This is a genomic window from Bdellovibrio bacteriovorus (assembly GCF_001592735.1).
GTDB lineage: Bacteria > Bdellovibrionota > Bdellovibrionia > Bdellovibrionales > Bdellovibrionaceae > Bdellovibrio > Bdellovibrio bacteriovorus_D.
Map to the genome: position 1 here is coordinate 451,622 of NZ_LUKE01000001.1, position 20,090 is coordinate 471,711.

Genomic DNA, 20,090 nt, shown 5'->3' on the forward strand with positions numbered 1-20,090 from the left:
GGAATCTCCAACAATACTCTAAAATTTTAATTCGAGTCTTAAGACTGTCACGTTGGCGATGAGTTCTGTAGTAAAAACTTTGGTTTTTGTTGCCATTTCACAAGAAAGATTGAAGATAGAGTTATGAAAAAACAGGTTTTCTTTTTACTCATTGGAATGATGTTTTCATTTTCGTCTGCTTTTGCCGATGTCGCCGTTCAATACAAGGTCAGCCGCACTCACGGGTTGATTAAGTTTGTGATGGCAGTTTCCGGCGAGCCTAATATTTCCGATAACATAAAACTTTCTTTAGAACGCAGTAAATTTAAAGATTCACCCAAAGTCCTTGAGGCGCTTAAAAAAATCGAATCTATTCAAAACGATCTGCACGCCGGGATTGAATACGAAAGCGAAAAGTCCTTACAACGTCGTGGCAGCATGGACGTAGTGACCTTTATCAATATTCAAAGTATTTTTGCTTCAAGCATTGATGATCTTAGCACACGAGTGATGGGGATGATGCCTATGGCGACCCATGCAGTTTATTTTTCGGCCTTAAAAGAAATTGATCCCATCTATGAAGAACTTTATTGGCGCAAAAGCAGCCAAACGCTTTACGGCATGCAAAGCCATCTTGAAAGTATTGCTCGCAGAGTAAAGCTGTCAGACATGTTTAAAAAAACCGAAAAGTTTTACGAAGCTTCCTGGCCCGCGGAAACCCCGTTTATTATCGGTCTTTATCCCATCTTGCGCGTAGACAACTATGACCGCAACGCCACGACATCGCAGTCTTTAGGTAATATAGAAGAACACGGAGTTATGGTCGGTGGAAAGAGAAAAGACAGCGGAGACTTTGGCGTGGTCTTTCATGAACTATGTCATTCCGTTTACGGCGCCCAAAGTCCCGAGACTATGGCAAAATGGGAAAATTATTTTAGCGCCAGCAAGTCCCCTTACCGACTTTATACGTCCATCTGGCTTAACGAAACATTAGCCACCGTCTTGGGAAATGGTTGGGCCTATTTTTTAGAAAATAAAGTTCTTGAAAAGGACAATTGGTATAATCATCCCATCATCGATAAGTTTGCCCAAGCTCTGTACCCCAAGACTCTCGAATACCTGGATGCCGGAAAATCTTTAGATCAAGAATTTGCTGAGCACATGATTACAAAGTTCGCTGAACTTTTTCCTGACTCTATTTATGATTACTCAAATATTTTAAATCGAATTGTGATTGCCAGTGACGGTGAGGTTGCAAATCAGCGCGACTTCATTCGCCTGCTTAGAAAAAACTTTTCGATTGCGGGCATCGGCGTTTCTTCACCGCTGACTAATAAGGCCACCATTGCAAGCATCAAAACAAAACCAAACTTTTCCGTTATGTTTATTTTTTCAGGAAATAGCCGCGAAAATCTAAAGAAGGCCTTAGCACAGCTGCCGGAACTGGGCACGCAAAGTAAAATGTTTTTAAACATGAAACCTCGACAGATATTTAGTTATCAAGATACTACTGCTCGCAGCATCACACTTATCCGCGTTGAAAAACCGCAGGATCTGCGAGATGTCGTCGACCACATGAAGAAAAATAAAATTAATCCGGTTCATCCTTTGACCAGCTTTTAAAACTGCGGCTTAATTTCTTGGAAGATGTGGAGGTCAAAATGGAAAAATCTATCGTCGTCTATTTGCCCGAAGGTTTTGCTGATTGGGAAGGAGCTTTCCTTTTACCTGAACTTCGCCAGGCCCATAAAAAAGTGATCATCGCCTCCGCCACCGGGGAAAGTGTACGCAGCATAGGAGGCTTAAGTGTCGTGCCCGAAAGAAGCATTCAGGAAGTTGAACCGGGAAGTATCGAGGCTTTGATTCTGGTGGGCAGTGATTCATGGCCTGATCCCAAGCAAAATCAAAAAGTCTTGGAGCTTACTGGCAAACTCATTAAAGAAAATGTTTTAGTCGCCGGAATTTGCGCGGCCACGGTCGCCTTAGCACGCATTGGTCTTTTAGATAATCGACCCCACACCAGCAACAACTTAGACCTGTTGAAACAACTCGTTCCCACTTATAGTGGCGAAAAATTTTATTCAAAAAAATTAGCTGTCGCTGACGGCAATCTTATTACAGCTTCTGGAGTCGGCGCGATAGAGTTTACTCAAGCAGTGATGAATCACTTAAAGATGTTCACCGCGGATTATCGTAAACACTGGTTCGAGCTTTTTAAAAATGCAGTGACCCCTCCGCCAGAGTTTTGGGACCAAGGGTCCTAGCTCTGCGCTTATATATAGACAGGAACTTCGTTTCTCATTAAATGTGAGGGATGATCAAAATAATTATTAGCCAACTATCTAATTCTATTACATTTTTTCACAAATGCGAGTATACTCACATTTGCATTGAAACCCCAAAAACACTGCGTTATAACCCATTCCATTGAAACGATATTTTAAATAACCTCTGGCCCCGCGGCCAGAAAAGGAATGAAAATGAAAAAGCTCATCGTTGCTATGACCGTATTGGTTGCCGGTGTTTCTGCTCACGCGGCTCGTCCTTCTTGGACTGAAATCTCTCAAGCTAAAACTGCTTACGTAAAAAACCACGCTGGCATAAAAGCACGCGTTGCCTACCTCGGTGGAACGGCCTTCACCGCAGTTGAAAATGCAAATAACCGCTATACGATCACGACTAACAACGGCTGCGCTTTCAACGCCCGCATTGCCTATAGCGAATTCGGCTTCAACCCGTCTGCAGCGGACAAAGGTTTTGACGGCCTTTCTCTTTCTAAATCAGTGTGCAATTAATTTAGATCAAGCTAAAAGCGACTCAAAGCCTCTGGGATCCATACCTAGAGGCTTTTTTAGTTTGGATGGATATCGTCTAACTAGTAAACAGCCTTGAAAGACCTTCTTGCTTTCAAAACTTAACCTCGAAAGCTCGCGTTCTCGTGGTAAGACTGGGAATCCAAAAAATGGGAGTCTTTATGAAAAGCATTATTGCTTCTGTAGTACTGATGATGTCGGTTGCCGCCTCGGCGTCCAGTGGAGATTTGATCTTTGTCGAAGGCCATCAAAAGGGCCAAGTCGCAGATTCCACTTCTTTCGTAGGGATTTACAATGTTTGTTATGTTGGAAATCCGTATGCTGTCCAAACAAAAATGCGACGCTGGCTGGTCGAGGATATCGAAAAAAACAATACCTTCATCAAAGTCGATAAAAAAAATAAACAGATCATTTTTGGTTATGTTGCGACAAAATGTTTAGATGACAGTCTTGATGCGACCCCAGAGGGCTGTCGTCAATGGGTGAACATCCCTCCTTGCAAAGGATAAACTATGTTACGAGCTGCGTGTGTCTTTATCGGATTTTTGGTTTCGCTCACTTGTAGTATTTCTTTGGCGGCGATCGTCGCGCAGAAATCTGCTAGCAGCTGGCACCCGGCTCGCCCGACTCACGTCATCGTAGCCGCTAAAGGTTTAGCTTTTGCGTCGGTGGGTTATCAGCAGTTTAAGATCTATGAAGAACTTTATCCTCATGATCAGTTTATTTTTATCACCAACTTGCCAGCGCAAGGACCTTATCGTAACTCCAAGCAAATTGAGCTTCGCAAGTTAGGCTTTACGATCACTGAAGAAAGCTCTGCCATTCTTGATACCAGAAAATTGATTCAAATCTTAACCTCTACGACTTCAAGTATTCAGACCTTAGATATCATCGGCCATAACGGCGTGAACCTAGGACCCTGGCTTGAAAGTGGCGACTTCCGCATGGACTTTAAAAACACGGCTTTGATGAGTCTGTTACGTCCTTTATTTGCGCCCCATGCTTGGGCTCGTATTGCGGGTTGTAACTCCGGATGGTATGTGGCTCCGGCTTTAAGTGCCTCTTGGGGAGTTCCCGTTTTTGGCAGCTTCACTTCCACGGGATTTTATTATTTAAATACCGATGGGAACTATGAGCTTTTTGATTCCATCGAAGGTGGTCAAGCCTCCGACGATGTTCATCCCGGTAAAATCGATAACAGCTTTGAGGTTCCGCAAAAGTGTTCGGAAGGAACTTGCTTTACGTTAAAACCCGAAGCAGCTCCGTACCACATGCACGTTCATAAATCACCCGATGCCGCGTGGTTACCGTTCGTAAAACCAATTTGTGCCGCGACGATCCCTTCTGCTCGCTGTCAGGCAGCGCAAGCCGAAGCCATCATTGCTTCCATCGCGCCATTTGCGCGCAAAGGAGCTTTGCAAAATCCCGCCGTATTTGAACAAATGGTTTATCACGCTATCTGCGGTTCTTATTCGAAAGTCGCGGGCCAAAATGATTGTATGAACAAAATGAAAGCGGCTTACGATGCCCAGATTTCTTACTTCCCTTATTCACTTGGAAAACAATTAAAATGTTCAGGCATTCGCGGCTGTTCATTTCAGTATATCTCAATTGATTTAAGAAAGAACTCTCCGGATGCCACCAACGATACGACGATGTCTTATATTGCCAATGCCTTTATTGGCTATTCCTTACTGCAAAGCGGGAACTACTAGTTCTGAAGAGAGTTTTAGAAACAAAAAAAGCCACGGGATTCCCGTGGCTTTTCTTTTTAAGCGAACTTAAACATTAGATGCAAAGACCAGAAACATCAGCTTTGATATTGCTGAAAAGTTCTGAAGCGTTTTGCGCTGGAGCCACTACGTTGTTGTAGTTTTGTTGAAGACGGTTACCAATCATGTCAGCAGAAGCTTTGCAACCCATTGCTGAAGCAAGAGCCGTTACGTACTCACCACGGCCTGCCGCCAACTCAGATTTCAAAGAGTCAAAGTTAGTAGCAACATAGTCAGAAGCTTCACGGTCGTTAGCGCCAACATCCAATTTATCACAACCCATTGTTCCAGTCGTCATACCGAAAGTGGGAGGAACGAAGGCGTTTGTTGTTCCGCGAGTTGTTGTCGCCGTGTAAGTTTTTTTGTCAGTGACTTGCCATCCAAGACCGCAACCATCCAAACGATCGCCTGCGTTTGCAAATGAAGCCATTACAGTCGCTGCTAAGAATGCCAATACTAGATTTTTCATGTGATCTCCTTGTTGTGTTAAAACATATCCGCTAATTAGCTTTTACTTGCGCTTGCAATCAGTCAATTGAAAAACTGAATGAAGCTCAAAGAAGCTTCCCAATAAGAATTGCCGACCCGCGAATCCGGCGTCACCCAAAGATTTATGTTTCGCAGTTCTTGATTGCGTCCCAGACTAAAGGACTGGCGAAAAGCGTAAGATGTCGAATTTCGGCAATCATCAAACGCGTTCACGTCGCAAAAATATCTGACCTCAAGCTGCGCTTTATATTTATCGACCGGATTGAAAAGAAGACCCATTTCTAAGCCCGGGCTGTAGGCATACCCCTTCATGAGGTGATCAGCTAAATCAATCTTGGCTAAAATTAATGTGTAAAACCATGCGCGATCTTGCGAGGACGCAAACGTCATCCCGCCCCCCGCTTCACCACTGACAATCGAACATTCATCACAGCGGATGTATTCACGATCGGTTTTCATTCCCACCGACATCCGATAGCTGATCGGCGTCCGTAAATCATTGACCGGGGTCAGCGAAGTGGTGGCCAAGCCCAAAACTTCTTCAATATGAAATTCGCGATTTCGGTCATTGTATTGAAACTCAACCGAAGGAAATTCAATCTGTGAAAAAGGACTGTAACCCAAATCATGGTTTAAGAGATCATGATACGAAGAACGCAGACGCAATCGCGTGAAGGTTTCATCTTGCGAGGGTTGATACTGGCGATGTCCACCACCCCATGACCAATAATATGAGTCATGGCCCCAATCAGGCCTCGTGGTTCCAGTGAGCTCAGGGAAACGTTTTTCTTCTTCGATCGTCGCCACTCCTAATTGGGCCCGTCGCTGCAAAACTTGTTGATGGAGATCTTTTAACTGGCCCTCGAAAAGATCTTTATCTTCGCTTTTTAAATAATCTAAATAAAGGACTGCTGAATCTAAAACCGGGCGAGAAGAAATTTGGTCAACCGAAATCTTCTTACCCGTAAGGCTTTTGAAAATGTTCTTTTCATCTTTTGTCAGCCCCGAATATCTTTGCCACATTTTTTTGTACAAAGACGGTCGATATTTTACCGACTTTAAAACACCTTCTTGCCTAAGGGCGAATTTGATACTTTCACCGGGAATCATGTAAATCTTGTGATGATCTAAATTCCAGTCCGGCTTGATCGCCTCGATAGCTTTTAAAACTTGATAGGAACAGTTTTCATCGAAAAAATAGTAATCAAAATAGGTGTTGGTTTCAATTTCCCACAAATGGGCCAACAATCGACGTGTTTCTTCAGGGGTGAAGTTAAATTCATACTCCCAAAGCTCTCGGCTTTCAAAATTCACGTATTCCCGCACTTTGACATAATAAGGCTGAACCGACCATTGCCCCGGGTAACCGCCCGTGACCCCAAAATACATAAAGGCGAAAGGGTTTTCGTCATCGGCCACCGCGGCCGCGAAATTTACGCCGTTATCCAATAAATCGGTATCGCGATCTGATTTTATTTTCAAAAAAGTATGTCCGAACATAGACGCAGGATTATTGGGATAGGCACTTGAAAAAACCAAGCTCAACCCCTGAGGGTTATGGAAGCGCCCCATAAAAGATTCAAACACGGGACAAGCCACCGGTTTTAGCTGCAAATGAAATGTCTCATTTAAAAATCTTGTGCGTTCCGGAAAAGCACAGCGTGGAGTCAATTTAAATTTCCCCACGATCTTCGTGTTTTCGATAATATCTTTAAAAGACGCTTGCAGCTCGGCCTTGGGATCCGTGTCCCCGCCTTCGGCAAAGAAAAAACCTTTCCCGTCGAGCTGGCTTTGATAGCCGTTCCATGTTTTTTCGTAATGCAAAAGACGCAACCATGCCGTGGACTGAGAAACTTTATCGATCTGTGCTTCGTCTGACATGAAGGCCCACGTCTTTTGAAACGACATCACTAAAATTAATAGCAGAATAAATTTCAAAGAAAGCCTCCACAACCTGAACAAACATTGTTAGGTTAATGCCATGAAATCATACTGTCACTGGTCCTTATCGACACTGGGCATAGTAATGACACTCACTTTGAGTGGTTGTGGGCATTTATTTTATTATCCTACCCAATACATGTATGTGGATCTAAAAAAAGTAGACCCGAAGCCCGAACAAGTTGAATTTAAAAATCAAGACGGTAAAAAGCTGATCGGTTGGTACTTTAAAGGTGCTGACAAACCCAAAGCTAAAATTCTTTTCTTTCACGGCAACGCAGAAAATATCAGTTCGCACTTTTTAATGCTGCACTGGATTTTAAAACACGGTTACGACTATTTTATTTTTGACTATCCCGGCTATGGCGGCAGCGAAGGTGAACCCACTCAAAAATCCACCACCGAGGCAGGCCAAATGGCGCTAGAGTGGCTTTCCAAAAAATCGCCACAAGTTCCATTAGTCGTTTTTGGTCAAAGCTTGGGGGGCAATATTGCCCTTTATACGGCCGCTCAAAATCAAGGTAAGATCCCCCTGTGCTTAGTCGCGGTGGAAAGCACCTTTAAATCTTATAAAAAAGTAGGTCAAAGACTTTTAGCGGGACGCTGGTGGACGTGGCCCTTACAGTGGGTGCCTTTGGTGACGGTCGGTGAAAGCTATTCCGCCACAGATCGGATCGATAAGATTTCCCCAACACCTTTATTAGTCATGCACGGAGACGCGGATCGCGTGGTGCCTCTCAGTAACGGCGAAGATGTCTTTAATGCTGCCAAAGAGCCTAAAGAATTTTGGCGCGTTCCTAACGGACTTCATATCCGGGCTTTTTTTGGCAGTGACGGAGCTGACTTCCAAAAAAGATTTTTAGATAAGCTTGCCACTTCTTGCAGATAATTTTGCTGATATTTGAAACTCATACTTAGAAATAAAAAAGGCGTCATTGCGACGCCTTTTTTTTTGATTATGCTTCTTCGGCTTCCTCGTGATGACGATGACTAAAGCGAGATAACAAACTATACACGCTGGGCACCACATACAGAGTTAAGATCGTTGAAACCAAAACCCCACCGATCACCGCAATCGCCATCGGTTGACGAGCCTCGGCCCCCGGGCCGAAACTTAAAGCGGCAGGCACCGCGCCAGCAATCGTGGCAATCGAGGTCATCAAGATCGGACGAAGCCGATTCGGGCAGGCTTCTAGCAAGGCCTCGCGAACCTCTTTACCTTCCTCGTCACGCACTTGATTCGTAAAGTCCACAAGTAAGATCGAATTCTTTTTCACGATACCCATCAATAAGATCAAACCGATCATACTGAATAAGTTCAATGACTGATTTCCGATCAAAAGTCCCAAAAATGCACCCGAGAAACTAAACGGTAAGGCCACAAAGACCGTGAATGGATCGATAAAGCTATTAAACTGCGAAGCCAACACCATGTAAGCAACCACAAATCCAAGCACTAGCGCAATTAAAAGACCCACAAAGCTTTTTGTGAATTCTTCGGCCGAACCGCTCAGCTTAAATGTGTAACCTTCTTTAAGAACTGATTTCGCAATTTCTTCAGCTTTCGTCAGACTTTGTTGCTGGCTTAATCCTTCCCCCATATTTCCGAAAATAGAAATCGCACGCTCACGATTTTTTCTTGAAATCGACGACGCCACCGTGTTTTCTTTGATATCTACAACCGACGATATTGGTACCAACTCACCGCGATTATTACGCACGGAAAGACCCATGATGCGATCTTTTGGTGATTTGCCATCTTCGATCATCTTGACCCGAATATCATAACGGTGACCGCCTTTTTCATAGGAGCCCGCGATCGCCCCGCCCAGTGCCGCGTTTACCACCGCGCCAATAGCCGCCACTTGCACCCCTCGCTCAGAGGCTTTTTGACGATTCGGAACGATTTGCACTTCGGGGGCCCCCGTTAAAAGATCTGAATTCACATCGGTCATGACTTTCTTAGCTTTGACCTCTTCCATGATCTTTTCGGCCATTTTGCCGAGCTCGGCCCACTCTGGTCCCTGAATTGTAAATTCAACCGGGAAACCACTGCCTCCACCCCCGCCAAAACCTTGGGTGGACGGATCCTGCACCTGGGGTTTGGCCTCGGGCAGTTTTTCATTTAGGTAAGTACGAACCACTTCGATAAATTGCTGTTGGCTTAATTCTTTTTTTGTTTTTTCATCCACACCACGTTGACCTTTGGGTTTTAACTCGACAAACAGCATCGCGGAATTCGTTTCACCCCCCGTGAAGCCACCGGCGGCCACAAAATAAGACTGCACTTCAGAACGGCTTTTTAGGTAGTCTTCCACGACCTTGACTCGCTCATTGGTCAAAGTGATCGCCGTGCCCGGAGGATTGGTCATTTGAATCATCAACATACTTTGATCTTGCGCTGGTTGGAATTCTCCGCGCAGAAGCCCCGCCGACATGAAACTTAAAGCAAAGAACACAACAGATGCGAGTACCACTTTCCAGCGGTGATTTAAGCTTTTCGTTAAGGTGCGCAAGTAAAACGCACGTAAACGTTTAAAACTTTCTTCAAAGAAACGACCAAAACGACTGGTACGTTCGATGTCTCCTTTGAACTGTGCGGCACGCATCGGGGTTAATGTTAAAGCTTCCAACAATGAAATCATCACCGCCGCACTTAACGTCACCCCGAACTCAAACAAGAAACGTCCGATGATACCTTCCATGAACGCGATCGGTAAGAAGATCGCTACAAGGGAAACGGAGGCTGCCATCGCCGCAAAGGTGATCTCGCGCGCGCCGACCAGCGCGGCTTGACGACGCTTTAAACCTTTTTCGCGATGACGAATGATATTTTCTAAAACCATGATCGCATCGTCGACGACGATACCGATGGCCAAGCTCAACCCTAACAACGTAAAGATATTTAGTGTGAAGTTAGCAAAGTAAAGAATGATAAAACTTCCCAGGACCGATGTCGGAATTGCCAACAAAACGTTAAACGTCGAAGACCAAGAACCGATGAACATCCAACAAACCAGCGACGTCAATAGAGCCGCTAATACCAGGGTCAGGATCAGTTCATGCACAGACTCTTCAACGAATTTTGTTCCGTCAAAGTTCACCATGATTTTTGTGCCTTCAGGCAGTGATTTTTGAATTTCGGCAATACGAACTTTCACCGCTTGCGCGACAGAAACCGCATTCGCCCCCCGCTGCTTGACCACTCCTAAGCCAACGGCCGGATCGCCATTGGTTCTAGCAAATTGCAGCACGTCGACAGTGCCTTCTTCAACTTTGGCCACGCGATTTAAAGGCACGGGGGCAAAGTTCGGTCCGCCTCCGCGAGAATTAATTAAAAGCTTCGAAAAGCCTTCAACCGTTTTTTCTTCCCCTAAGGTACGCAAGCTATATTCTTTTTTATCGTACTCAGTCCGGCCGGAAGGAGGTTCTTGATGTTCAGCTTGAATGTTGGCCACCACATCAGAAACCGAGAGTGCATAGCGCTTAAGATCTTCGTTTTTTACCCACACGCGCAGATTCGGCTCTAAGTATCCGGGCATCCATAAGTTGCCCACGCCCGGAACAGTCGTAATACGATCACGGATGTCGTTTTTAACAAAGATCATCAAATCATTCAGCGGCATATTTTCGCTGGTCACAGAAATCCACATGATTGGAAACTCAGAGATCGCAATCTTCATCGCCGTGATCGGATCGGTTCCGGTCGGCAACATTTCTTGGACCTGCGAAATTTTAGCTTGCACATCCTGGAAAGCCGCATCAATGTCGCGATTTAAATCAAACTCTAAAGTGATTTCGGCGACGCCCACGCGAGATTTCGAAGTGATATTTTTAATACCTTGGATACTGATAAGAACGTCTTCTAAAGGATCGACGACGTCGGCTTCCATCACCTCGGGGGCCGCCCCTTCATACCGAGCGGTCAACGCGATGATCGGAAATTCAACATCGGGCATTTCACTGACACCCATGCGAGTGAAGCTGATCGCTCCGAAAACGATAAGCCCGAACATCAACATCCAGGCAAAGACGGGTTTACGAATTGATAAATCAGAAAGTGTCATTATTCCAGTTCCTTAGTCAAAATAGAAGGGATGTTTGCCGATGCTAAATCAAGACGAATGCGTTCTAATTGCGCCTGATAGCGAGCAGCATCGTAAGCGCGTTTCTGGCCACGGTATTCGGTTAAACCCACTTGCACATCGGTACTGCGAGCTAAACCACGACGAGAATCACGCAAAAGAAATTTATAATTTTTTTCCGCCAGTTCGGCCGAAAGTTTTAGATATTTAATTTGATCCGCACGTAAGCGTAAGGACTCATGCAATGATTTGATTTCCGCTTCTGCTTTGCGACGAGCTTCATTTAATGCTAAATCTGCGCCCGCTCTTTTCGAAGCCGCTTCACGTACTTTCGATTGCGTCGTTCCGCCTTCGTAAAGCGGCAACTTCATTTTCAAAAGCACATCCCACTTAAGATCTTCGGTAAAACCTTCAGGACGAATCAAATAATAATTGGCCGTAAGATCCAACGTTGGCCAGTGAGCACCCTTCGCAAAAGAAACCTCTTCATTAGAAGCTTCTGTTTGCTGTTTTTTTACTTTTACATCTGGACGATCTTCAACTTTTGCTAAATAGTCAGAGAGCGGTTGCAAAGTCATCACCACATTTTCTGGCACATCATCAAGTTTCGTATCCACGGGCAAACCAGTTAAAAACGCGAAGTTTTCGCGCGCCGTTTTTAATTTTCCCGATTGAATTTGAAATTCTGCATCTAATGCGGCCGATGTCGATTGCGCTTGGAATGCCTCATTACCACTGGACTCCCCACGGCGTGACCGCGCTTGCAGATCTTTCACCCGGTCTTGATAGATTCCCCGCTGAGCTTCAATGTTGCGGATGTCTTGCTCTAAAGACAGTACTTCCATGTAGCTATCAGCCACTTTTTGATAAAGCGCCATCACCTCAACCATGAAAGTCTGTTTTTGAGCAGCGACCAAACTATTCTGACGACGAATCGCCGCGAATTCTCTGAGCCCTCGGAACAAGGGTTGATTTAAAGAAACATTGGCGGTTGTCTGCCGATCCGGAAAAAACTCTGCCGCGATCGGGTCAGACACCTCCGGCTGAATCAAATAACTACCCTCAAGAGCAATTGTCGGCAAAACCGAGCCGGTAGCTTGTTTTTTTAATTCTTCCACTTGCACGACTTGTTCTTTGCTTTGACCAACAACTTCATTTTTTTGAAGCGACGATTGAACCGCTTGATCAAGTCCAATGGCGTGCGCAGATTGAGATAGAAAAAGGGCAATGATAAAAACCATGGGAGACCTCACTTCCCACAATTAAATCGCACTCCGAATTTTCTTGAAAGATAATTCTGAAATTAAATTTATTTTTGGAATTTAGCTTTCAAGAAGACCCAGGCATCGGTACACCAAAGGGCCCAGGCCACCAAGACAGGTTGAAAGAAAAGACGAATCAAGCGAGAAGTATCCGAATTCAACCCAAAGGCATCAATCCGATAAACATACTGATTAATATTCCCGGGAAAAATAGCAATAAAGAACAAAGCCCCCACAATACCCACATAAATTTTGTATTTAGTCAGAAACAAGAAACTAAGCCCTAACAAAATCTCAACAATCCCCGAAGCCACAACAACAAAATCCGGATCCAAAGGCTGCCACACCGGAACTTGAGCCAAAAACTCTGCCCGAGCAAAAGTAAGGTGGCTAACCCCCGCAAAAACCAAAAAGGAACCCATCAACAACCGCAAAAACAATTTCATAATTCCCCCGATCAAAAAAATTATGTCACACCAAATTTAAAAGTACAGTTGTTACAAAAGTTAAGAGTTTAACCAATCACAACGGCAAGCCTCAAAGAGGCGAGCTTTTTTGAAGTCATTTGCTAGCAAAAGGCAAAAAAATCCCAGGAGGGGATTTTTTCGCGCAAGCCCCGAAGGGGTTGAGGGCAGGAGCCCGAAACAAAAAAAAGCCCCGGGTTTCCCCGAGGCTTCTCAAGTTCTTCACTAGAAGAGCAAAAACTACTTAACAGTAACTTTCGCGCCCGCAGCTTCAAGAGCTTTTTTGATTTTCTCAGCGTCTTCTTTAGTCGCGCCTTCTTTAACAGCTTTGTTACCAGCTTCAACAAGGGCTTTTGCTTCAGCAAGACCAAGACCAGTCAAGCCACGAACTTCTTTAATAACGTTGATTTTGTTGGCGCCAGCGTCAACAAGGATAACGTCAAAAGCAGTTTTTTCTTCAACTGCAGCAGCAGGGCCTGCGCCAGCAGCAGCTACAGGAGCAGCAGCAGACACGCCCCATTTTTCTTCAAGTTGTTTTACAAGTTCAGCGATTTCAAGAACAGTTTTCGCTGACAACGCTTCAATTAATTGATCGTTAGAAAGAGACATTTTAAAATCCTCCAAGGGATATAAATAAATTTATTAATTCAAATCATGTGGCAACAACAAGCACTATGCTTGTGGAGCCGCTTCAGTACTAGCACCGCCACCAAGCTTTTCGCCATAAGCTTTCAAGCATCTTGCAAGTGCAGAACCTGAAGCCAAGAACGTAGCCAATAGTTGCGCGCGAAGTTGATCTTTGCCTGGAAGAGTCGCCAAGAATTTAATCTTGTTGCTATCCAAAGCTTCACCGTCCATTACACCAGTTTTGATTTGAAGGATTTCAACATCCTTAGCAAAATCAGCCAATGCTTTAGCCGTTGCGTTCACTTCACCGTATGAGAATACGATGGCGTTAGTACCTTTCATTGAATTAGCAAATGCTGTATCAATAGCCGGGTGATCTTTGAACGCTCTTTTAGCTAGAGTGTTGCGGACAACTTTCATCTCTGAATCAGCGGCATTCAATTTTTTGCGCAAGCTTGTCACTTGCTCAACTTTGATACCTTTGAAGTCTACGATGAAAGCTCCTTTAGCCTTACTGAATTTATCAGTAATAACCTTAATCTCTTGCTCTTTATCTGCGCGAGTGATCATAAATGAGCCTCCTTTCATTAGAATTGTCCCACTTTCGTGGGAGCACTGTGCGATACAGTACGGTTTGGAGTTCGCTCACAGGAAGTTCGATGGGTTGATCGAACATTTGCTTACAAAACTTTTTGCCTTATCTCGGTAGGCCTCTCACAGTCGAGAGATTAAATTCGAGGATGAAAACCTACTGTCTCTGATCGCAATTTACTTTTTGCACTCCGACTTCGTCGGAGTATTTACTAAAGTTTTAGGACCTCAGCTTACGCTGAAGTCCTATTTAAAAACAATGATTACGTTGTCGCCGCGCCAGCTGCGATTGCTGCTGCGTTTGGCTCAATTTTCACGCCTGGTCCCATAGTTGAAGCTACAGAGATAGAGCGCATGTAGATACCTTTAGAAGATGCTGGTTTCGCTTTCACAAGTGCTGATAACAACACCATGAAGTTGTCGCGAAGTTTCGCATCGCCCATTGATTTCTTACCAACGCTAGCGTGAACGATACCTGCTTTATCAACGCGGAAGTCTAGCTTACCTTTTTTCTCAGCAGCTACAGCTTCGCCCACGTTCATAGTGACAGTACCGATTTTTGGATTCGGCATCAAACCACGAGGTCCAAGAATTTTAGCAACTTTAGAAACAGTCGCCATCATGTCTGGAGTCGCGATACATTTATCGAAATCCAACCAGCCGCCTTGGATCTTAGCAACAAGATCGTCAGCGCCTACGAAGTCTGCACCTGCATTTTTCGCTTCAGCTTCTTTCGGGCCTTTTGCGAAAACGACAACTTTAACATCTTTACCAAGACCGTGAGGCAATGAGATCGCGCCACGAACTTGTTGGTCAGATTGTTTAGGGTCGATACCTAAACGAACTGCTACGTCGACGGACTCGTCAAATTTTGCTGGAGCAGCTGCTACAGCCAATTTGAAAGCTTCATCAACAGAGTATTTTTTTGAAGAATCAACCTTCTTAGAGGCTGCTTCGAATTTCTTTCCTGCCATTGATTACCACCCTTATGCGATGTCGATGCCCATGCTTTTAGCCGTACCAGCAACTTGTGACATTGCAGATTCAACTTTTAAGCAGTTCAAATCAGGCAATTTCGTTGTCGCAATTGTCTTGATTTGTTCGTTATTGATTTTGCCTACTTTGTCTTTTTGAGGTTGCTTGGAACCAGATTCCAATTTCAACGCCTTTTTGATCAAAGAAGACACCGGTGGTGTTTTCGTGATGAAAGTAAACGATCTGTCTTGGTAAACAGTGATGATGATAGGGATAATACTATCACCCAATGCTTGCGTACGAGCATTGAACTGCTTACAGAATTCCATGATGTTTACCCCGTGCTGTCCAAGTGCCGGTCCAACGGGAGGAGCTGGATTAGCTTTCCCTGCCGGTATTTGCAGCTTGATCATTCCTGTAACTTTTTTTGCCATGACCCACTCCTGCAGGAGGTTATTAAATTTTCCACTCTGGACCCATTCCAGAACAGAAACGGAATCCCTAAGGATTCCGTTTAAATATTTTTTAAATATTTAAAGCTCTACGTATGTAGCGCTTTAATTAGTTTTTTTCAACCTGAATATAATCTAATTCTACTGGGGTCGGACGACCAAAGATGCTCACAAGAACCTTCAGCTTCGCTTTGTCCTCGTTAACCTCTTCGACAGAGCCCTGGAAGTTGCTGAATGGACCGTCAATAACGGTTACATTCTCTCCCACAGCGAATTTGACCTTTGGTTTCGGTTTCTCTGAAACACCTGCCATTTGTTGCGTAACGCGTAAAACCTCAGCTTCTGGGACTTCAGGAGGGCGAGTTTTAGTTCCACCCACGAAGCCAGTCACTTTGGAAGAATTACGAACCAAATGCCAAGTTTCATCGTTCAAGAACATTTGAACAAAGATATAACCTGGGAAAAATTTACGTGATTTAGTTTGTTTTTGGCCTTTTACGAGCTCCACGACGCTTTCCGCAGGGATCAAGATCTCTCCGAAGAACTCTTCCATTTTATTGGATTTGATCTTTTCTTCGATGGCCTTTTTAGCCGTGTTTTCACAGCTAGTTTGAACGTTAACGATGTACCACTTTTTATCCATCTATCCGTCCTACTTCATAAGGTGGTTAATGATAAAACCCGAAACTAAGTCGAATGTGCTGATGATCACGCTTGAAATAAGAACCATGATCACACATGCGATAGTCATTGCCGTCACGTCTTTACGAGAAGGCCATACGATTTTGCGAACCTCAGTAACTACTTCTTCACCCCAAGCCAAAACTTTTGGATTGAACTGAAGAACCGAGAAAACAACAAGTCCCAAAACAATCGGGAATCCGTGTCTTACAGCATCTGAATCCGTCATTCTTGCAACAACACCAAAAGCGCCGGCAAAAGCTTTGATCAGAAGAGAGGTTGTTAAAGCGACCAAGATAGCTGCTGTAGCAAAGCTGATTGTCAAAATCTTAGAGTTAGCCTTATCCATTAATTCCCCGTTTATAATGGTTAAAAACTTAAAATTGGCAGGGGCGGAGGGATTCGAACCCACGACCTAACGATTTGGAGTCGTTCGCTCTACCGCTGGAGCTACACCCCTGCATCAAAAAACAAATAAATACACATGCCAAGAAACACCGAGGGGGACCCTCTTGTCAAGGAGTCCCCCGGGTGGTTTTAACTTAGCTTATTAGCGTTATTACTACTCAAGGATCTCAGTAACTACGCCGGCGCCAACTGTACGGCCACCTTCGCGGATCGCGAAACGCAATTCTTTTTCCATTGCGATTGGAGCGATCAACTCTACAGAAACCTCAACGCGGTCACCAGGCATAACCATTTCAGTTCCAGCTTTCAAAGTACAAACACCAGTTACGTCTGTTGTACGGAAGTAGAACTGAGGACGGTAACCATTGAAGAATGGAGTATGACGTCCGCCTTCTTCTTTAGTTAGGATGTAGGCTTCAGCTTTGAATTTTTTGTGTGGTTTTACTGTTCCTGGTTTAACAAGAACTTGGCCACGCTCAACGTCTTCTTTTTTAGTACCACGAAGAAGAACACCGCAGTTGTCCCCTGCTTGACCTTCGTCAAGAAGTTTACGGAACATTTCGATACCAGTCACAGTCGTTTTTTGAGTTGGACGGATACCTACGATTTCAACCTCGTCACCAACTTTAACGATACCACGCTCTACACGGCCAGTAACAACTGTACCACGACCAGAGATAGAGAATACGTCCTCTACTGGCATCAAGAAAGTTTTGTCAGTAGCACGAACCGGTTCTGGAATGTAAGTGTCACAAGCATCCATCAATTTCATGATAGATGGACGACCGATTTCAGATTGATCGCCTTCAAGAGCTTTCAAAGCTGAACCTTTAACGATTGGAATCTCGTCACCAGGGAATTCGTATTTAGAAAGAAGTTCGCGAACTTCAAGCTCAACAAGCTCAAGAAGTTCTTTATCGTCAACCATGTCTACTTTGTTCATGAAAACAACTAGAGCAGGTACACCGACTTGACGAGCAAGAAGGATGTGTTCACGAGTTTGTGGCATTGGACCGTCAGCTGAAGAAACAACTAGGATCGCGCCGTCCATTTGAGCAGCACCAGTGATCATGTTTTTTACGTAGTCAGCATGGCCTGGGCAGTCAACGTGAGCGTAGTGACGTTTGTCAGTTTCGTACTCAACGTGAGTTGTAGAGATGGTGATACCACGCTCACGCTCTTCTGGAGACTTATCGATTTGATCGTAAGACATCGCTTGAGCTTTACCAGCCGCTGCAAGAGTAGTAGTGATCGCAGCAGTCAAAGTTGTTTTACCATGGTCGACGTGACCGATTGTGCCGATGTTCACATGCGGCTTATTACGGTTAAATTTCTCTTTAGACATTATTCCTCCTGCAGAGATTTATTTTTAAGTCTTAAAACCTTACTTATTTTATCTAACTAATACAAGTAACAAGTGGAGCCCATGATCGGAGCCGAACCGACGACCTCACCCTTACCAAGGGTGTGCTCTACCACTGAGCTACATGGGCGTAGCTTCTGAAATTTGGAGCGGGAGACGGGTCTCGAACCCGCAACCCTCTGCTTGGAAGGCAGATACTCTAGCCAATTGAGCTACTCCCGCCCATCAGAACGCCCGTATCTTCAGTAACCCTATTCTCGGCGAAAACATTCAAATGGTGGGCAGGGAAGGATTCGAACCTTCGTAAGCGCAAGCTAACGGATTTACAGTCCGTCCCCTTTAGCCACTCGGGCACCTACCCATTGTGAACGTAATCCTCAGAAAAAAATGGAGCTGGTTATGGGACTCGAACCCGCAACCTGCTGATTACAAATCAGCTGCTCTACCAATTGAGCTAAACCAGCATTACTGAGATAACCGAGATGTTTTACGGACAAAACGACCGCCCGTCAAAGATATTTATTTGCCGGATTACGATTTTTTTGTGTTCTCACGCGTCGCGTGCTGACTTGCATGCTGTCGCAACGTCTCGGTCAATGCCATCGCCGTGGCTACCGAAGCGTTGTAACTTGCAGAGGCACTTGCCTGCGGAATGAACACTAACTCATCACACAGACGCTCTGTTGTCACACGCATTCCCTTGTCTTCGGAACCGATCGCCCAGACGACTTTTTCGGGAAGTTTCAAATCAAAGATGGATTTTTCTCCGCGGGGGCTCAGACCGAAAATCCAATACCCTTTTTCTTTAAGTTCTTCCGCATACTTAGCAAAGTTCGTAGTCTCTTCAACAGGGACATGTTCGACCCCGCCGCAAGCCACTTTATGCACAATCGGACTTAGACCCACCGCGCGATCCTCAGGAATCAAAACACCGTCAACTCCCGTAAGCCAAGAAGTTCTCACGATTGCACCTAAATTGTGCGGATCTTCGATACCGTCCAAAATCAAAACAATGGATGTATCCAGCTCAGCTAGACCTTGCATATCAAACTCGGGCGCACCCTCAGCAAAAGCCGCAGCTCCCTGGACCGAAGAACCAAACTTTTCTAAAACCTGGGAGGCTTTCACTTCGATTTTCACTCTCGCCGCCAGTGCCAGATCATTGAGTTCACGCAACTCTGCAGAGTCTTCCCACCCTTGACGTAACCACATGCCTTTGATTTGTTTCGGACGAACTTTTAAAACTTCCGTGATTGCATGAGTGCCGATGATCACGCGCCAGTCGCGCGGGATTTGATTTTCATTGCGACTGCCACCATTTTGGAGGGCGCGCTCACCACCACCGCGACGAGGTCCCCCTTGAGAAGGCCCCCGCGAAGATTTTTGATTTGATTTATTATTGCTTGAAAATCGAGAGTTATTTTTCTTCATACACTGCCATCACAAAATCAGTTGCCGTTTCCTTGATGTCTTTTGCTTCAAGGATCGGACGACCAACCACCAGGGCCGAGGCCCCTTTGCGAAGAGCTTCTTTAGGACCCATAATGCGTTTTTGATCGCCAGAATCCTGCATACTAAAGCGAATTCCCGGCGTGACAAGGTAAAGATCCTGGTTTTGTAAAAGGTCCAACTCGTGCGGAGAACAAACCACGCTAGACAACCCCGAAGCCTTTACTAAACCCGCAAGCTCCGTCACATGCTGGGCAATCGGCTGAGGTTTCATATTCCCAGGAAGCGAGTTTTGATCCCAAGAAGTCAGAATCGTGACGGCTAAAATTTTAAAGGGTCTTTTTTGGCTAAGTTCTTTTTCTACCTCAGCCATGCGCTTTAAGGCCTCATGCCCGCTTAAGGCATGCACGGTCACAAGCGACGCTCCGGCATCGAAACTGGCGCGAACGGCGGCCTCCATTGTCGAGGGAATATCGAAGTGTTTATTATCCAAAAAAATGGGCCCGCGTTGGGCGATTTCTTTGACGAAATCCATCCCATAACGGAGGCACAAACGGGGTCCGAGTTTAAAACCTCCCACGATTTCCGCTAAGCTGTCGGCGATTTTCAAAGCCTGATCTCGCGTGTCCACATCCAAAGCAAGAATGATGGGATTTCTCATGGGCTCGGCGCGCAGGTTCTTTTTCATGTGTCCTCTTGGTTTTTGCCTAGCATCTCACTAGGAGAGCTAGGCAGGCAA

At 45.1% G+C, this 20,090-nt stretch carries 20 protein-coding genes and 5 tRNA genes; 6 read left to right on the forward strand and 19 right to left on the reverse strand.

Annotation, left to right across the window (positions count from 1 at the left end; genetic code table 11):
• Positions 1-123 precede the first annotated feature (123 nt).
• From AZI86_RS02170 to AZI86_RS02190, 5 genes are all read left to right on the forward strand, one after another.
• Positions 124-1,602 carry a hypothetical protein gene (locus tag AZI86_RS02170; protein ID WP_061833462.1) on the forward strand — a complete coding sequence of 493 codons (1,479 nt, stop codon included), beginning with the start codon at positions 124-126 and terminating at the stop codon, positions 1,600-1,602.
• A 38-nt stretch (positions 1,603-1,640) separates the two neighbouring features.
• Positions 1,641-2,243: a DJ-1/PfpI family protein gene (locus AZI86_RS02175; protein ID WP_061833463.1), complete on the forward strand. Its 603-nt coding sequence runs from the start codon at positions 1,641-1,643 to the stop codon at positions 2,241-2,243.
• A 216-nt stretch (positions 2,244-2,459) separates the two neighbouring features.
• The gene (locus tag AZI86_RS02180; RefSeq protein WP_061833464.1) at positions 2,460-2,774 is read left to right on the forward strand and encodes a hypothetical protein; all 315 of its coding nucleotides are present in this window, start codon (positions 2,460-2,462) and stop codon (positions 2,772-2,774) included.
• A 179-nt stretch (positions 2,775-2,953) separates the two neighbouring features.
• Complete coding sequence (locus tag AZI86_RS02185; protein ID WP_061833465.1) at positions 2,954-3,301, forward strand: hypothetical protein; 348 nt, start codon at positions 2,954-2,956, stop codon at positions 3,299-3,301.
• A gap of 3 nt (positions 3,302-3,304) precedes the next feature.
• On the forward strand, positions 3,305-4,507 hold the full coding sequence (locus AZI86_RS02190; protein WP_061833466.1) for a hypothetical protein: 1,203 nt from the start codon (positions 3,305-3,307) through the stop codon (positions 4,505-4,507).
• A 73-nt stretch (positions 4,508-4,580) separates the two neighbouring features.
• Here AZI86_RS02190 and AZI86_RS02195 read toward each other — a convergent pair whose 3' ends face one another.
• Together AZI86_RS02195 and AZI86_RS02200 are read right to left on the reverse strand one after the other, a co-directional pair.
• Positions 4,581-5,033 carry a DUF3015 family protein gene (locus AZI86_RS02195; RefSeq protein WP_061833467.1) on the reverse strand — a complete coding sequence of 151 codons (453 nt, stop codon included), beginning with the start codon at positions 5,031-5,033 and terminating at the stop codon, positions 4,581-4,583.
• 62 nt (positions 5,034-5,095) lie between these two features.
• On the reverse strand, positions 5,096-6,991 hold the full coding sequence (locus AZI86_RS02200; protein ID WP_061833468.1) for an Lnb N-terminal periplasmic domain-containing protein: 1,896 nt from the start codon (positions 6,989-6,991) through the stop codon (positions 5,096-5,098).
• Positions 6,992-7,034: 43 nt separating this feature from the next.
• On the opposite strand from AZI86_RS02200, the gene AZI86_RS02205 reads away from it, so the two are divergent.
• Positions 7,035-7,883, forward strand: coding sequence for an alpha/beta hydrolase (locus AZI86_RS02205; RefSeq protein WP_081111756.1), 849 nt, complete (start codon positions 7,035-7,037; stop codon positions 7,881-7,883).
• Between the two features lie 67 nt (positions 7,884-7,950).
• Here AZI86_RS02205 and AZI86_RS02210 read toward each other — a convergent pair whose 3' ends face one another.
• The 17 genes from AZI86_RS02210 to pyrF form a co-directional block, all read right to left on the reverse strand.
• On the reverse strand, positions 7,951-11,061 hold the full coding sequence (locus AZI86_RS02210; protein WP_061833470.1) for an efflux RND transporter permease subunit: 3,111 nt from the start codon (positions 11,059-11,061) through the stop codon (positions 7,951-7,953).
• Positions 11,061-12,320 carry a TolC family protein gene (locus AZI86_RS02215; protein WP_061833471.1) on the reverse strand — a complete coding sequence of 420 codons (1,260 nt, stop codon included), beginning with the start codon at positions 12,318-12,320 and terminating at the stop codon, positions 11,061-11,063. Before AZI86_RS02215 ends, AZI86_RS02210 begins: the two co-directional genes overlap by 1 nt.
• 68 nt (positions 12,321-12,388) lie before the next feature.
• Positions 12,389-12,787 (reverse strand): DoxX family protein, encoded by a 399-nt coding sequence (locus tag AZI86_RS02220; RefSeq protein WP_061833472.1) that lies wholly within the window; start codon positions 12,785-12,787, stop codon positions 12,389-12,391.
• Positions 12,788-13,045: 258 nt separating this feature from the next.
• The gene (rplL, locus tag AZI86_RS02225) at positions 13,046-13,414 is read right to left on the reverse strand and encodes a 50S ribosomal protein L7/L12 (RefSeq protein WP_061833473.1); all 369 of its coding nucleotides are present in this window, start codon (positions 13,412-13,414) and stop codon (positions 13,046-13,048) included.
• A gap of 63 nt (positions 13,415-13,477) precedes the next feature.
• Complete coding sequence (rplJ, locus tag AZI86_RS02230; RefSeq protein WP_253715580.1) at positions 13,478-14,002, reverse strand: 50S ribosomal protein L10; 525 nt, start codon at positions 14,000-14,002, stop codon at positions 13,478-13,480.
• Between the two features lie 284 nt (positions 14,003-14,286).
• Positions 14,287-14,997 (reverse strand): 50S ribosomal protein L1, encoded by a 711-nt coding sequence (gene rplA / locus AZI86_RS02235; RefSeq protein ID WP_061833475.1) that lies wholly within the window; start codon positions 14,995-14,997, stop codon positions 14,287-14,289.
• A 12-nt stretch (positions 14,998-15,009) separates the two neighbouring features.
• Positions 15,010-15,432 (reverse strand): 50S ribosomal protein L11, encoded by a 423-nt coding sequence (rplK, locus tag AZI86_RS02240; RefSeq protein WP_061833476.1) that lies wholly within the window; start codon positions 15,430-15,432, stop codon positions 15,010-15,012.
• A gap of 127 nt (positions 15,433-15,559) precedes the next feature.
• The gene (gene nusG / locus AZI86_RS02245; protein ID WP_061833477.1) at positions 15,560-16,093 is read right to left on the reverse strand and encodes a transcription termination/antitermination protein NusG; all 534 of its coding nucleotides are present in this window, start codon (positions 16,091-16,093) and stop codon (positions 15,560-15,562) included.
• A 9-nt stretch (positions 16,094-16,102) separates the two neighbouring features.
• Complete coding sequence (gene secE / locus AZI86_RS02250) at positions 16,103-16,480, reverse strand: preprotein translocase subunit SecE (RefSeq protein WP_061833478.1); 378 nt, start codon at positions 16,478-16,480, stop codon at positions 16,103-16,105.
• A 35-nt stretch (positions 16,481-16,515) separates the two neighbouring features.
• A tRNA-Trp gene (locus AZI86_RS02255) sits at positions 16,516-16,591 on the reverse strand.
• A gap of 102 nt (positions 16,592-16,693) precedes the next feature.
• The gene (gene tuf, locus AZI86_RS02260; RefSeq protein WP_061833479.1) at positions 16,694-17,884 is read right to left on the reverse strand and encodes an elongation factor Tu; all 1,191 of its coding nucleotides are present in this window, start codon (positions 17,882-17,884) and stop codon (positions 16,694-16,696) included.
• A gap of 73 nt (positions 17,885-17,957) precedes the next feature.
• Positions 17,958-18,032 (reverse strand) — tRNA-Thr (locus tag AZI86_RS02265).
• A gap of 15 nt (positions 18,033-18,047) precedes the next feature.
• A tRNA-Gly gene (locus tag AZI86_RS02270) sits at positions 18,048-18,124 on the reverse strand.
• A 53-nt stretch (positions 18,125-18,177) separates the two neighbouring features.
• A tRNA-Tyr gene (locus AZI86_RS02275) sits at positions 18,178-18,263 on the reverse strand.
• A 27-nt stretch (positions 18,264-18,290) separates the two neighbouring features.
• Positions 18,291-18,366 (reverse strand) — tRNA-Thr (locus tag AZI86_RS02280).
• 67 nt (positions 18,367-18,433) lie between these two features.
• On the reverse strand, positions 18,434-19,333 hold the full coding sequence (locus tag AZI86_RS02285; RefSeq protein WP_061833480.1) for a TrmH family RNA methyltransferase: 900 nt from the start codon (positions 19,331-19,333) through the stop codon (positions 18,434-18,436).
• On the reverse strand, positions 19,320-20,039 hold the full coding sequence (pyrF, locus tag AZI86_RS02290) for an orotidine-5'-phosphate decarboxylase (RefSeq protein WP_061833481.1): 720 nt from the start codon (positions 20,037-20,039) through the stop codon (positions 19,320-19,322). Before pyrF ends, AZI86_RS02285 begins: the two co-directional genes overlap by 14 nt.
• Positions 20,040-20,090 lie beyond the last annotated feature (51 nt).